The 13,936-nt window shown below is 54.0% G+C and carries 10 protein-coding genes, 1 tRNA gene and 2 rRNA genes (1 of these 13 cut by a window edge); 1 reads left to right on the plus strand and 12 read right to left on the minus strand.

Annotation, left to right across the window (positions count from 1 at the left end):
- Positions 1 to 9: 9 nt before the first annotated feature.
- From ACXAET_RS11590 to ACXAET_RS11625, 8 genes are all read right to left on the minus strand, one after another.
- On the minus strand, positions 10 to 1,116 hold the full coding sequence (locus ACXAET_RS11590; protein WP_475184948.1) for an amino acid ABC transporter permease: 1,107 nt from the start codon (positions 1,114 to 1,116) through the stop codon (positions 10 to 12).
- A 3-nt stretch (positions 1,117 to 1,119) separates the two neighbouring features.
- Positions 1,120 to 2,259 (minus strand): amino acid ABC transporter permease, encoded by a 1,140-nt coding sequence (locus ACXAET_RS11595; protein ID WP_475184950.1) that lies wholly within the window; start codon positions 2,257 to 2,259, stop codon positions 1,120 to 1,122.
- 57 nt (positions 2,260 to 2,316) lie between these two features.
- The gene (locus ACXAET_RS11600; RefSeq protein WP_475184953.1) at positions 2,317 to 3,330 is read right to left on the minus strand and encodes an amino acid ABC transporter substrate-binding protein; all 1,014 of its coding nucleotides are present in this window, start codon (positions 3,328 to 3,330) and stop codon (positions 2,317 to 2,319) included.
- Between the two features lie 185 nt (positions 3,331 to 3,515).
- Positions 3,516 to 4,169 carry a GntR family transcriptional regulator gene (locus ACXAET_RS11605; RefSeq protein ID WP_475184956.1) on the minus strand — a complete coding sequence of 218 codons (654 nt, stop codon included), beginning with the start codon at positions 4,167 to 4,169 and terminating at the stop codon, positions 3,516 to 3,518.
- A 309-nt stretch (positions 4,170 to 4,478) separates the two neighbouring features.
- Positions 4,479 to 4,796 carry a bifunctional diaminohydroxyphosphoribosylaminopyrimidine deaminase/5-amino-6-(5-phosphoribosylamino)uracil reductase RibD gene (locus ACXAET_RS11610; protein ID WP_475187197.1) on the minus strand — a complete coding sequence of 106 codons (318 nt, stop codon included), beginning with the start codon at positions 4,794 to 4,796 and terminating at the stop codon, positions 4,479 to 4,481.
- Positions 4,797 to 4,802: 6 nt separating this feature from the next.
- On the minus strand, positions 4,803 to 5,276 hold the full coding sequence (hisI, locus tag ACXAET_RS11615) for a phosphoribosyl-AMP cyclohydrolase (RefSeq protein WP_475184958.1): 474 nt from the start codon (positions 5,274 to 5,276) through the stop codon (positions 4,803 to 4,805).
- Positions 5,277 to 5,464: 188 nt separating this feature from the next.
- Positions 5,465 to 5,956, minus strand: coding sequence for a hypothetical protein (locus tag ACXAET_RS11620; protein WP_475184959.1), 492 nt, complete (start codon positions 5,954 to 5,956; stop codon positions 5,465 to 5,467).
- Positions 5,953 to 6,990: a DoxX family membrane protein gene (locus tag ACXAET_RS11625; protein WP_475184961.1), complete on the minus strand. Its 1,038-nt coding sequence runs from the start codon at positions 6,988 to 6,990 to the stop codon at positions 5,953 to 5,955. Before ACXAET_RS11625 ends, ACXAET_RS11620 begins: the two co-directional genes overlap by 4 nt.
- 243 nt (positions 6,991 to 7,233) lie before the next feature.
- On the opposite strand from ACXAET_RS11625, the gene ACXAET_RS11630 reads away from it, so the two are divergent.
- A complete protein-coding gene (locus tag ACXAET_RS11630; protein WP_475184964.1) occupies positions 7,234 to 8,301 on the plus strand; it encodes a GlxA family transcriptional regulator in 1,068 nt (355 codons plus the stop codon).
- A 206-nt stretch (positions 8,302 to 8,507) separates the two neighbouring features.
- On the opposite strand, the gene ACXAET_RS11635 is transcribed toward ACXAET_RS11630, so the two are convergent.
- From ACXAET_RS11635 to ACXAET_RS11650, 4 genes are all read right to left on the minus strand, one after another.
- A complete protein-coding gene (locus tag ACXAET_RS11635; protein ID WP_475184966.1) occupies positions 8,508 to 10,181 on the minus strand; it encodes a GNAT family N-acetyltransferase in 1,674 nt (557 codons plus the stop codon).
- A gap of 1,082 nt (positions 10,182 to 11,263) precedes the next feature.
- Positions 11,264 to 11,340, minus strand: a tRNA-Met gene (locus tag ACXAET_RS11640).
- 88 nt (positions 11,341 to 11,428) lie between these two features.
- Positions 11,429 to 11,543 (minus strand): 5S ribosomal RNA (gene rrf, locus ACXAET_RS11645).
- Positions 11,544 to 11,727: 184 nt separating this feature from the next.
- Positions 11,728 to 13,936: ribosomal RNA gene (locus tag ACXAET_RS11650) — 23S ribosomal RNA — on the minus strand (it continues 681 nt past the right edge of the window).

Genomic DNA, 13,936 nt, shown 5'->3' on the forward strand with positions numbered 1-13,936 from the left:
TGTAGCGGATCAGCGCCGTGACGCTTCGATGCCGCGCTCAAGATGGGCGCCATATTGCGCTATCGAGAAACAGATGACGAAAAAGAAAAAGGACACCAGCAGCAAGCCTTCGACATGTAGGCCGATCCATTCGGGGTCCTGAAACACCGCCCGCACGGTGCCGACAAGTTCCAGCAGCCCAACGATCATCACCAGCGTGGTTTCCTTGAACAGGCCAATGAAGTTATTGATCAGCGCCGGTACGGAATTTCGCAGAGCCTGCGGCATGACGATGTATATGACCGTTTTCCAATAGCCACATCCCATTGCGTATGAGGCCTCGGTCTGGCCCCTGGGCAAGGCCTGAATTGCGCCGCGCAAAATCTCGGCCTTATAGGCGGCTGATACGAAGATCATCACCACCAAGACACGCAGCAAGCGGTCAATCTCCATTCCACCTGGCAAAAAGATCTGCAGCATCAGCGAAGCCATGAACAGAAAGGTCAAAAGCGGTACGGCGCGTACAAACTCGATATAGGCAACACAAATCCAGCGGATGACCGGCAAAGTGGATTGACGACCAAGGGCCAGCAGGATCGAAACTGGCAGCGAAAGACACATCGCAATTGCACCAAGGAAGAACGTCAACATCAGACCGCCAAAAACGGTCGATGGCATTTTTTCCAAGATACCGCCGCCTTTAAGAAGCAACCAAAGCGCAACCGGAAGCAGGGCAATATAGGCCAGCATGACCTGGCGTGGCAGTTTTCGCGAAAACAACAGCGGAAAGGCCAGTACGCCCAAAAGGAATGCTGCGTTCACACGCCAGTGCTGTTCGGCCGGGTATGGTCCATAGACAAAGACGTTGAAAAAGTCGGCAATGGGAATCCAGCAAGCCGCGTCTTCGGTGCAAGCCGAACGGCCTTCACCGGTGAACACCGCAGAAAACAACAGCCAATCCAGCGCAGCCGGGACCTGCCACACCAGAAAAACTGCAATAACGATTGTGATCACTGTGCTGAGGGCGTTTTGGAAAAGGTTGGACTGAGCCCATTTGAGACATCCCCCAAGCGACCATGCGACCCTTGGTTGGGCACGCGCAGCAACCGGCGCGCCAGTGATTTTCTCAACAAACATTGGCTATCTTTCCTTGATTTGCACGGCTTTGTTGATCCGGCCCATGATCGCGGACAGAGCAAGGTTGAGGACCATGTAGGTCAGCATCACAATCGCGATACACTCGATAGCCTGTCCGGTGATGTTCAGCGTGCTGCCACCCGTTGTCCCCATCACATCAAGGAACCCAATTGCTGTTCCCAGTGCCGCAGCCTTTAGGATGTTGATATAATTTGAGGCCATCGGCGGTACGATCGCACGCAGGGCCTGAGGGATCACCACTTCGAGCATGACCAGCTTACGTGGCGCACCAAGGGCCTGAGCGGCCTCGGCTTGCCCCTTGGGAACGGCCATAACGGCGCCGCGGATAACCTCTGCGCAGTGGGTGGAAAAGTAGACAGTCACAGCAACCCACAAGGTCATGAATTCGGGCGAAAGAACCATCCCGCCCTCGAAACCGAACCCTTTCTTGACGGGGTATTCCACATGCGCAGGAACCCCTGCAATCAGTGTTGCAATCAGCGTGACCGCGCCAACCACCGCCAGCGCTGCACCCAGCCGGATCACGCGCGAGAGGTGATGCAGTCGGACCCAGGCAGCAACGGCACCGCAAGCGCAGAAAACCAGAAAGACCACCAGCCCCGTGGTTTCGTATTGCCAATCAAAGGCAGGGAAGATGACACCGCGGTTCGAGACAAAGCCCATGTCAAACAGCGGAATGGCCTGGCGCGCCGCAGGCAGAGCCAGAAATAGGCCATACCAAAAGAAAATATGCACGATCACCGGGACATTTCGCAGATATTCCAGAACAACGCGCGAGGTTTTGGAAAGCAGCCAGTTCGGCGACAATCTTGCCATTGCCAGCATCAGGCCCAGAAGAGTTGCCGTCACGATGGTAATGACCGCAAAAAAGATGGTGTTGAGTGTTCCGACCCACCAGGCGTACGCATGGCTGGCAGTCTTCGGAGAATAGTCGATAAGCGAAAAGTTGATATCGTATCCGGCACGTTCCGTAAGGAAACCAAACCCACTGGTAACGCCAGAGCTTGTCAGGTTTCGTGCCGCATTCAACCCGGCTGATGCGATCAGCAATGCCACACCTGCCAGAGCCAGCGCTTGCAGTGTCAGACTGCGCAGCTGCCTGTTATTCCAAAGTTTCAACATAGAGAGCTCTTCGGCAGAAAAAGGGGCGAAGCAGCCGAGACCGCTCCGCCCGTATCGTCAACGGATCGGGTACGCGTAAAGCAGACCGCCTTGGCTCCACTGTGCGTTCAGGCCACGCTCAAACGCGAGCGGAGTATCTTGTCCAAGGTGGCGGTCGTACAGTTCTCCGTAGTTACCTACCGCTTCGATTGCGGCGCGCGCCCAGCCGGGTTCTAACCCCAAACCTTCACCGACGCTGCCTTCGGTGCCAAGCAATCGCTTGATTGCGGGTCCGCCCGTCTCAGCCATCTCTGCAGTATTTGCTTGGGTCACACCCATCTCTTCCGCCGAGATCAGCGCCATCGCGGTCCAGGTCGCAACATCACGCCAGCGGCCTTCCCCAGCCTTAACGTAGGGACCAAGCGGCTCTTTCGAGATAACCTCGGGCATGAGCATATGTTCGTCGGGGTTCGGCATGCCAACCCGGTTCGCAGCCAGCGCCGAACGGTCATTGGTAATCACGTCACAACGATCGGCCAGATAGGCAGATTTCGCTTCGGCCGTGCTTTCGATGATCAACGCCTTGTAGGACATACCGTTGACTTCGAAGTAATCGTTGACGTTACGCTCGCTTGTGGTGCCGGGATACGTGCAGATGACTGCACCATCAAGATCAGCAGCGCTTGTCACGCCCAGAGCCTTCTTCACCAAAAAGCCTTGACCGTCATAGAACCAGGGGGTGGTGACATCGACACCGTTGCGCATATCGCGCGTCGCGGTGAAGGTGGTTGTACGGGAAAGAACGTCGATCTCGTTCGACACCAGTGCAGTCAGACGGTTCTTTGAACTCATAGTCGAGAATTCGACCTTGCTGGCATCACCCAAAACAGCTGCGGCCAGAGCGCGGCAATAGTCTACGTCAAAGCCCTGCCAGACACCGTTTTCATCCGGAGTGGCAAAACCGGCCTTACCCGGATGAATGCCACATTTCAGAATGCCGCGTTCTTTAACTTCATCAAGCTTATCAGCGAAGGCTGGGCCAGTGAAAATCGCGGCGGCGGCCAGGACGGCGGAAAATGTACGGTAAGTCATGCGCTCCTCACAAGTAGTGTACGCATTTGTTAGTAGAAAGATGCATTTTTGTATACATCTTTTTGGAACGCCGAACATATCGACCTAAAAACTCTCTATCCGCCTGAAATTTAGCATGAAATTTTGTCCCTGCGGACAGGGTGACGCTGAATACTCAGCCAGACGTCCTTAAACGGTGATTCGAACTACTTATTCGCCTGGACGGCCGCCAAACGTTCAATCAACGCATGAGAATTCAGCAGGATGTGGCTTTCCAATCGGTCGCGCGCACACTGCACATCGCCTTTACGACACGCATCGATAATCTCACGATGGTCCCGTAAGGACCTTTCACGATTGCGAAGCGATTTCGTAAGCGAGCGCAGTCTGGCCATGGAACCTGCGCTTAAATCCTCAATCAAGGCCAAAGTATGCGGCTTATTGGCCGGAGCACACAGCGTGCGGTGAAATCTATGGTTCAATGCTTCCCATTCATCTTCGCCACAACTGGACATTTTCTCATTAATTTCTGCGGCTTGCTCTAACTGCTCTGATGTCATGACCGGGATGGCGAGCCCAAGCATCCAAAGCTCTAACTGGCACCGGATTTCGTAATATTCTTTGATCAATGCGGGGTCGATACTGGCCACAAGCGTCCGACCGGTTGGCGTGATTTCAACCAACCCTTCGACCGCGAGCTCTTTCAAGGCTTCGCGCACCGGTGTCCTGCTGACACCCAGAAACTCAGCTATTTCCGTCTGCCGAAGAGGCTGTCCATGGGCATACCTGTTGCTGAGCACCAGCTCACGAAGACGCTCGACCGTCTGACCGGTTTGGCTTTTCTTTTTCTCAGATGTCATAATTTCATCCTGCGTGAATTTGCCGAGTTAGGACAGAAAAAGCACTTACCGTGTACTCTTTTATTCAGAAAGTATACTTTTTTGGCATAACTATCTACCTTTTGGATGCAGGAGTGGGCATTTAATCCAAAAGTCGGTGCGCAACAGAATCTCTGCGCGAAATCGCGACCGAAGTCAGACCGATTTCTGCAAGGTGACTCAGCAGGTGGTGCTCAGGTATTCCACTGATGTCAGTTTTGGTGTGACCTGCCCCACATCTTCAAAAAAACTTTTTTCGCCTTGCGATTACAGGATCATCGCGTCGATCCCTTAGGGGATTGCAGGTGTTTCCTCGTCAATGATCACCAGTTCCTGTACACCCGTCTGAACCCGGTGTAAAAAGCCCGACATCACCTGCCGCGCCTCGTCCGCGCAAATGCCGATAGTCACTTCAACAACGGCATTGCGAAGGCGGGCAAAGCCACCGCCATTCACGCGTGGATCGGGGTCCTGAATGGAGCAGACAACCCGCCTCACACCCGCCTCTATGATCGCGTCGGCACAGGGCGGCGTATGACCCCAATGGCAGCAGGGTTCCAACGTAACGTATAGAGTGGCGCCTTTAGCTTCACGTCGGGCCAGCTGCAGCGCTGATCAGAGCTGGGTCGGGTTTGGTGCATCGCCATAAACTTCGTCCGGGTCGAAGGTTTTCTGGTCTTCCAGAAACACCAGAGGGCGCCCGGCATCGCGTCCAACCGGCACTGCACGGTAAAAGCAGGACCGATACCCCACATGGCAGGACGCGCCCGAGCCGGCGACTTCCACTCGCAGCCAGATCGCGTCCTGGTCATCGTCGATCCGGGCTTCGACGACGTTCTGAACAAGACCGGAAGTGGCCCCCTTGCGCCACAGAACCTGTCGCGCACGGCTGTAGTAATGGGCCTCGCCGCTTTGGATCGTCAGCCTGAGCGCTTCGGCGTTCATCCAACCCAGCATCAAGACCTCACCAGTCCCGGCATCCGTGGTGATACAAGGCATCAAACCGTCGTCGCCAAATTTTGGCGAAAGATCGTGGCCTTCCTCGACCTGCACGACCGAGTTTCGGGTGTGGAATTCGACTTGGCTCATGGTCTACTCACGCTTGACGTTATGTTATAACTAACACCCTTCTTGCGTAGGATGGCGGCATTGTAAAGGGCCGCGCGATCATCAACTTCGACGTATTCGAGATCTTGGTGCAGGTGCAGACCAGATATCCAGCGATCCTCAAAACGACGCGACTCCCGACATTCAGATCTTGGCCCAATCCATTACCTTTACTCGTTGGAGCCATTGTCAAAAACAGCCTGCGCCATGATAGGCTCTCCATTGCTCACAAGGTCGGAATGATCATTGGCGTTGAGTGTGACGGTAACAGTGTTACGACCCGATGGCACCTCTGACAGGTGAAATGCCGGCCCATAAAGCCGCGTTACTTTCCTTCCATTCAGATAAAGGTGCGCGTGCCCGTGGTTGGGAAGGTTTCCCTGATTCACCATGTCGGGGGCGAAAGTGAAGCGTTCGACCGAGATGAAAACGTTCCAGCCGTTTAGCAAGTCTTCCTCAACGCTGACTGTCAACGCTGGTACATGGGCTGGATCGACCTCCATCGTTTTATGTGTATGGGCCGGACCGTGGTGATCTGCTGATGCAGTCTGCTGCGGCACCTCAGTGAGTGCCGGGGCGAGCAAAGCCCCGATCAGAACTGCAGCAACGGTCCAATACGCAAGGTAAAACGGTTTCAGCCGAAACGTACGACGCATCATCATGAGCGTAGTCCTTTTGCGGGTGTCAACGAAGCGATTGGCCAAAGGCGAAACCGCGGCTGTTGCTTGGACGTGATCTTCAAACGCTGGCCATAGCCCAGGACCAAAAGGATCAGGGCTGTGGCAATTATGGGCAGATGTCCAATCAGCTCGACAAGCGCCGCGTCATTTTGATCCTGAAGCAGGAAGACGACGTTGGAAGTAAGCATCAGGCAGGCGACGGCAAGGATGTTGAGCCGGGTCACCACACCGAGGACCAGAATCACGCCAAAGACGATCTCCATCACACCTGCAGACAGAACAAAAAGCCGGTCATCATAGCTGTGAAAGCCAAGATACGGCATGAAGTTCCAGCTGTGATCGGCAACAAACGCCTGCCCCAAGGCAGCTGGGTGAAGCTTCTCAAAAAAGCCCAGCATGATCAGAGAAAGGCCGGTTCCGATCCGCAGCACATCGACAGAATAGGGTTTTAGCCGGTGCCGCATTTGTGCATCAGGAAAGGCATTGAACAGGATAAACAGCGCGATGCCTACGACATTCACGTATTCAAGCGCGCGAACACCGAACTGGACCATCATCCCAAGAAACATTAGCAGAAGAAGAAGCGCAGCGTGATGCAAGAAGTGGTTGCTTAGCAGAAGAAGCCCGATCCCGGCCTGCAGGAAAAGCATGCTTTTACCCATCGACCCAAATGCCTGAAAATGCGGCGCGACCAGCCCACCTTCGTAGGCGGTTAAGAGCAACGACATGCCGGTGAGGATGCGCATAAGCTCCATAACGTCGTGGCGAATCTTGCTGTCTGGCACCGAAAGGGTCGGCAGCTTCATGTCGAGGACAATTGCGACGCCAACCAAGGCAAGCGCAATTGCGATCCAGATCAGAACCGCAGGTTCAAAGATCGTGTAAGGCTCAAAGTCAGAGATGTCCCGACCCTCGTCCACGAACCAGCGCACATGGCCCAGAACATGTGTTGGTACCACTGCCAACGCGGTACTAAGCGCAACAGATGCTGTGAAAAACTGTGATCTGTGTATCATTTCGATCTCCCACATTGCGCCCGTTGGTCGTCCGCTTTGCTGCGGCGTCGACAGTTGGCTCACAGAAACGCGTGTCGGACATCGGGCGTGGCGATAATGGTCGGACGCTACGCCGAATCCTTGCCTGTCAGTTAGGACAAAGACCCCACCAAATCTGCCAACTTAGCCAGACTGCGGCATTTGGCGGAAAACGAGGGGTCTTTGTCGTAACGGAATCTGCACGAATTTGCTAAATGTCTGACTATGACAAAGACAATTGATACTTCGACGACATCGCGAAGCCGCCGGGTCTTGATGATCGCCTACCCCGGCGTGCATAACCTTGATGTGGTTGGCCCGCTCGAAATTCTTGCGACGACCAAGTTCTTTGTGTCCGGTGAACCAGAACCTTACGAGGTCGAGATCATTGCTGCTGATGCGGGTCTGGTAGAGGCCAGCTCTGGACTTACTATCCCCGCTACAAAGTCCTTTGCTGACATTGAGCGCGACACGGGACCTATCGATACCCTGATGGTGGCCGGCGGGCATGGCAATTCGGCACAAATGAAGAACCCGGACCTTCTGAGCTTCATCCGCCGCGTTGCTCCGCGTGCGCAAAGGGTCGCCTCGATCTGCACGGGCGCACTGATCCTGGCCGAGGCAGGCTTGCTTGACGGCAAGCGCGCAAGCACACACTGGTTTTGGTGCGGCACGTTGGAAAAGGACTATCCCAAAGTGCAAGTCGATCGCGATGCAATCTACGTCCGTGACGGCGAGGTTTGGACCTCGGCGGGCGTGACATCCGGCATGGATCTGGCGCTTGCACTTGTAGAGATGGATTGGGGCCACGAGATTGCGCTGCAGGTCGCACGCTTCAGCGTGATGTACATGATGCGCCCCGGCGGCCAGTCCCAGTTTAGCGCGCAACTGATCGCGCAGCGGGCCGAAGACCCAGCCATCAGCGAGACGCTGGAATACGTACTTGCCACACCGGGCGATCCGCTAACTGTCACAGCGCTCGCGGCGCGCGCACACCTGTCGGAGCGTACATTCGCGCGCCGTTTCAAGGATGAAACCGGAATGACGCCTGCGGCTTATGTCGAAACCGCGCGGGTGCAGGCGGCACGAGTGGCGCTGGAGACCACCGCTCATGGGGTAGAGCAGATTGCGTATGAAGCGGGTTTCCAGAACGCAGAGCGCATGCGCCGCGCATTCCAACGCCATCTTGGCGTGTCCGCGTCGGATTATCGTGCCCGTTTCGGCGGCGTGCGACACACTGCCGATCTGATCCACGACAAGCCCGGTTACCGCTGCAAAAACTACAAACCGTGAACCTAAGATATCTCTTTGACAACCCACTCTAGTCTGACGGTCGGTCGTCGAACACTCCGGAAACGTGGCCGGAAGAACTGCCGAATTGATCGGTCATATAGTAGCGCAACACCTTCGGTGACAAAAAATCATCCGACTTTCCAGCGTGATTTCCGCGCCTTGCCGATCTGTATCAGCGAACAGAACTTCGCCTAGAACTTTAAAGGTCAAAGCCTTGGCGAACCTTGGACTTCTTTGTTCCTATCTGGTCGTATCGCTGACGGCTGTGGATACTCGTCGCGACGACGGGTCAAAGCCCTTTTCTCGTTTGAGTGTTTACTGGGTCTTTTGTTTATCGCGCGACTTTTCCGCCCGAGCAGCGCCTTGGAAAGGGCCACCGAAAGATCGCTATCTTCAGGATCAAGCCGTAATGCAGCTTTCGAAACAGCCACGGCCTGATCGTTTAGTTTGAGCTTGGACAGTATCCGCGCAATATTTCGCAAAAGGGCCGACACGTCCTGCGGGCAGTCCTTCCCCCCGCTGATCTGTCGTGCCGGTTCATTTGTATCTGCTTGTCGCGTAATCAAAGACCGTCCCAAACGAAGCCAAAGCTTTGGCGACTCCGGATTGCGCTGCAACACTTTTAAGAATACGCGAGACGCGATGCCGTGGTGTCCCAACTGCGCAAGCGTGTACCCGTATAGATACATCACGGCGGGTTGGTTCGGATCGGTTTTCAGGATTTGGGAACAGCCGCGCTTTGCGGCAGCAAGATCACCTTCCCGGTAAAGCCTGAGAGTGTTCTGCCAGACGTACCGTAGGCAGTCTCGTTCCAGCTTGTCCCCCAGGTTGAGACCGGATTTGGTGTCCAATACCAGCGACCGTAGATGCCGCTCTTCTGAGCAAAAGGAGTACTTGTATGCCTCGTTCCCGCGCAGGAAATCATATTGCAGCATACCCTGGGAAATTGCGTGCCGGATGGCATAGGCGTGCGTCACAAGACCCGGAGAGGGCGGGCCTTTGAACGAAGTGTCACGAGCGCCAATATGGAAGTTGTAGGTCTTTTTCTCGTGGTCCACAAAAATGCCAAGCGCGCAAAGCGGGAGATCATCTTGCCAGAGGATCGGAAAGAAAAGCGTGTTTGTAAAATAAGCTGAACGGAGTATCCGGCGCGTTGTGGCTTGGATTCCAGGCAGTTGATCGCCTTTGCTTTCTCCCCACCTTTCGGTCCATAGCCGGTTCAATATTTCGATATCTCGCTCCAGCGTTTCAGCAGTCGTATGTGTGAAATGAAAGCTCTCTGAACCCTCCACTAAGCGTAGATATCGCCTGATCTTGTGTCGGGTATTTGAACTGAGGTTCTTCGATAGATATTCATCCCAATCATCCGGGAGCATCGTGTACGGACAAATTCCAAGGTCGATGCCGTTTTCATCCAGCATCCGATGTGACTTAAGCTCAAGAATCTCACCGGAAAAGGCATTCAGGAAAATTTGCAACCTGCGTTTAGAAGCTGGGGTATAGCGAAGTCGAAACCGCCGCCAATTCATCCTGTTCAGTATGTCTGCAAGTGCCACAATGGCTTTCTTCTCAAACTCTGGAATGCAAATGAACCCGTGATAATCCGAAACTCCGGCTCCGATCAGGTCCACCTCATTGTAGAACCCGTTTTCATCATGCTTGGTATACAGTCGAACCGGTAGAAACGCGACATAATCGGACTCGTCGTCGGATTCTCGGACGCCGATAACAAAGCCACCGCGCCCGATATTGTCTTTAGTTCCAAACAGCCAATCATGTGACAGGAAATACGAGGCTTCCGGGTCTGCCTTATATACAGCGTTCCATTGCGTTTTCAGATCGACAATGGCTTGCCAGTTTTTGATTACCTCTGCTTTCATTGTGTCCTTCCGATCGCTTGGAAAGGCAACAACGAAGGGCGGTGAGGGTCGTTCGAAAAACTCTTGAGGATAGGGAGTTTCCCCAATGGCTTAAACCCGAAAGAACAAGCTGGAAGGGCCTGATGCAAGCCAAATTTATTGGTTTGCCGATTGCCGGTGAAACGGTATCTCCCTCTGCAGTCGGTCTGTTCAAAAGCTTCAACTCTGATGGCGGGTGTAGTGTTCCCCGCAACCCGTTGCTTCATCTCGTTACCCAAAAGACGCAGCTGCGTCTGAAACATGTACATTCATACACGTTAATTTGGGCCCTTCTTTACGGCTAAAATGTGGCGGAGAAGGCAACAGAAAGCCGAATTAATTTACGGATTCGAAACGATGTAATATCTACGCTGCCTTTAAGGCAATAACGTCCACAATACGGGTTCACCCTCCGCTAGTGTTCAGAATCAAATTGATATCTGCGAATGAAACCGGCGTTTCAATAAATCTGATTCCGGACGACGAGAGTGCTTTCTTTGAGCATAGCATCTTCGCTGTGCGTAACTGGAAAGGGCGCAAAATCACGAACGTAATCGTAACCATGATTGATTTTCTGCCTCGGAAGTATTTGGGAGCTTTGCGTTTGGGAATGTGAAGAGGTTGGGAATGCGCGTGTGTTTTTTGCGGATCGCGGTTCCGATGGAGACGATGCTTGAACATTTTTGGGCGCGTAGAATTAGCAACCGTTTAGAGCGATTGGAAGGTGTGCCCTATCGGGCTGCGTTTTGAAGCGGTCGCGAGAGGTCCGCTACAATCCCGTGGTCCGTCCTGCCTCAAATGAAGAGGCGTTGAGGATTTAAGTTCCTGGAGGCGGTGTTTAGGCGAATGGGTATTTGTGGGTTTTGTGTGCGGGTTTTGTGATTTAGGGTTTGGATTTCAGCATTCTTGGGCGCTTTACTTCTTGGATCGTTGTCGTCTTCACGTTCTGTTTTGAGGTTCTGCGCCGTGCGTGTTTTTGGGTTTGGTTTATGCGCCTGACGAGGTGAGATCGTAAAGTAAACAGTCCGGTGGACTGTTTATAGATCGAACGGGCTGTTGGGATTTGGTTGCGGGAGCAGGATTTGAACCTGCGACCTTCAGGTTATGAGCCTGACGAGCTACCGGGCTGCTCCATCCCGCGACACTTAGCGTTGGTCTACCGCCTATTCGGCTACTTGAGACCGGGTAGTGTTCTTTTCATCGTTTTGAGAGATTGGGGATTTTTCTAGGTTTGGCGGTGACCTACTCTCCCGGGGCTTAAGCCCAAGTACCATTGGCGCGGCAGTGCTTAACTTCCGGGTTCGGGATGGGACCGGGTGTTTCACTTGCGCTATGACCACCAAACCGAGGAAAATCCCCGTCGCTCTTTTTGCTTTGCAAAAAGGCGACGCGCAGGAGGCAGCGTATTCGCGAAGCGGATGCGCGTTCCTGCACGGTTGCTATGTCAATCAACATCGTCGTTTGAAGCGACGAAGTTATCCATGTTTACTGAGGTGTATGTTTTTGATTTGTCTTTCTGTTACTGGATCAAATCAAGCCTATCGGGCGATTAGTACCGGTCAACTGAACGCATTACTGCGCGTACATCTCCGGCCTATTGACGTGGTGGTCTTCCACGGCCCTCAGGGAGACCTTGTTTTGAGGGGGGCTTCCCGCTTAGATGCCTTCAGCGGTTATCCTTTCCGATCATAGCTACCCAGCACTGCCGTTGGCACGACAACTGGTCCACCAGTGGATCGTTCACCCCGGTCCTCTCGTACTAGGGGCAACTCCTCTCAAGTCTCCTACACCCACGGCAGATAGGGACCGAACTGTCTCACGACGTTCTAAACCCAGCTCACGTACCTCTTTAAACGGCGAACAGCCGTACCCTTGGGACCTGCTCCAGCCCCAGGATGAGATGAGCCGACATCGAGGTGCCAAACACTGCCGTCGATATGGACTCTTGGGCAGTATCAGCCTGTTATCCCCGGCGTACCTTTTATCCGTTGAGCGATGGCCCTTCCACTCGGGACCACCGGATCACTATGGCCGTCTTTCGACTCTGCTCGACTTGTCAGTCTTGCAGTCAGGCTGGCTTCTGCCATTGCACTCAACGAGCGATTTCCGACCGCTCTGAGCCAACCTTCGCGCGCCTCCGTTACGCTTTAGGAGGCGACCGCCCCAGTCAAACTACCCGCCACGCAGGGTCCCGGATCCGGGTAACGGACCGCGGTTAGACATCAAGAGTGCGAAGGGTGGTATCTCAAGGGAGGCTCCACCGCGACTGGCGTCACGGTTTCAAAGCCTACCACCTATCCTGCACATCACAATCCTGATGCCAGTGCGAAGCTGTAGTAAAGGTGCACGGGGTCTTTCCGTCTAACCGCGGGAAGCCTGCATCTTGACAGGCAATTCAATTTCGCTGAGTCGATGTTGGAGACAGCGGGGAAGTCGTTACGCCATTCGTGCAGGTCGGAACTTACCCGACAAGGAATTTCGCTACCTTAGGACCGTTATAGTTACGGCCGCCGTTTACCTGGGCTTCAATTCAAGGCTCTCACCTCTCCTTTTAACCTTCAGGCACCGGGCAGGCGTCAGACCCTATACGTCGTCTTGCGACTTCGCAGAGCCCTGTGTTTTTAATAAACAGTCGCCACCCCCTGGTTTGTGCCCCCAGCCCCTAGTTGCCTAGGAACCGGGCCTCCTTCTCGCGAACTTACGGAGGTATTTTGCCGAGTTCCTTCAACATCGTTCTCTCAAGCGCCTTGGTATGCTCTACCAGTCCACCTGTGTCGGTTTAGGGTACGGTCTGATGGAGGGCTATTTCCAGGAACTGCTCAGCAGCCCAACCAATCCGATAAGGCTGAACTACATCTGCAATCCGTCACATCCTCCTGGCCTAGGAATATTAACCTAGTTCCCATCGCCTACGCCTTTCGGCCTCGGCTTAGGGGCCGGCTTACCCTGCTCAGATTAGCTTTAAGCAGGAACCCTTGGACTTTCGGCGAGAGTGTCTCTCACACTCTTTGTCGCTACTCATGTCATCATTCTCACTAGTGATCTCTCCACCGGATGGCTCACGCCCCGGCTTCATCGAAAGAACTCGATCCGTCATTACATCCAGCTGCTTACACAACACAGATGCAAATACGGATGAGTTCTATGTCACACTACGCTCTGCTACCGATGCTTACGCATCCCTAGACTTCGGCTCATGGCTTGAGCCCCGTTACATCTTCGCCGCAGGACAACTTATTTAGACCAGTGAGCTGTTACGCTATCTTTAAAGGATGGCTGCTTCTAAGCCAACCTCCTGGTTGTTTTGGTCGTCCCACCTGCTTTCCCACTTAGCCATGAATTGGGGGCCTTAGTCGTAGGTCAGGGTTGTTTCCCTCTCCACTACGGACGTTAGCATCCGCAGTGTGTCTGCCATCTAGTACTCCCGGGTATTCGGAGTTTGGTTAGGATCAGTAAGCCTGTGGGGCCCCATTACCCATCCAGTGCTCTACCCCCCGGGGTATTCGGATGACGCTCTACCTAAATAGATTTCGCAGAGAACCAGCTATCTCCGAGTTTGATTGGCCTTTCACCCCTAGGCACAGCTCATCCCGATCCTTTTCAACGGATGTGGGTTCGGTCCTCCAGTAAGTGTTACCTTACCTTCAACCTGGCCATGCCTAGATCACTCGGTTTCGGGTCTGATCCCACGAACTCAACGCCCTATTAAGACTCGCTTTCGCTACGCCTACACCTAA

This window comes from Ruegeria sp. AWH4_226 (genome assembly GCF_056159225.1).

Bases quoted from the DNA above. Each gene is read 5' to 3' on its own strand.
- ACXAET_RS11590 (WP_475184948.1), bottom strand. From the start codon at position 1,116: ATGTTTGTTGAGAAAATCACTGGCGCGCCGGTTGCTGCGCGTGCCCAA.
- ACXAET_RS11595 (WP_475184950.1), bottom strand. From the start codon at position 2,259: ATGTTGAAACTTTGGAATAACAGGCAGCTGCGCAGTCTGACACTGCAA.
- ACXAET_RS11600 (WP_475184953.1), bottom strand. From the start codon at position 3,330: ATGACTTACCGTACATTTTCCGCCGTCCTGGCCGCCGCCGCGATTTTC.
- ACXAET_RS11605 (WP_475184956.1), bottom strand. From the start codon at position 4,169: ATGACATCTGAGAAAAAGAAAAGCCAAACCGGTCAGACGGTCGAGCGT.
- hisI (WP_475184958.1), bottom strand. From the start codon at position 5,276: ATGAGCCAAGTCGAATTCCACACCCGAAACTCGGTCGTGCAGGTCGAG.
- ACXAET_RS11620 (WP_475184959.1), bottom strand. From the start codon at position 5,956: ATGATGATGCGTCGTACGTTTCGGCTGAAACCGTTTTACCTTGCGTAT.
- ACXAET_RS11625 (WP_475184961.1), bottom strand. From the start codon at position 6,990: ATGATACACAGATCACAGTTTTTCACAGCATCTGTTGCGCTTAGTACC.
- ACXAET_RS11630 (WP_475184964.1), top strand. From the start codon at position 7,234: ATGACAAAGACAATTGATACTTCGACGACATCGCGAAGCCGCCGGGTC.
- ACXAET_RS11635 (WP_475184966.1), bottom strand. From the start codon at position 10,181: ATGAAAGCAGAGGTAATCAAAAACTGGCAAGCCATTGTCGATCTGAAA.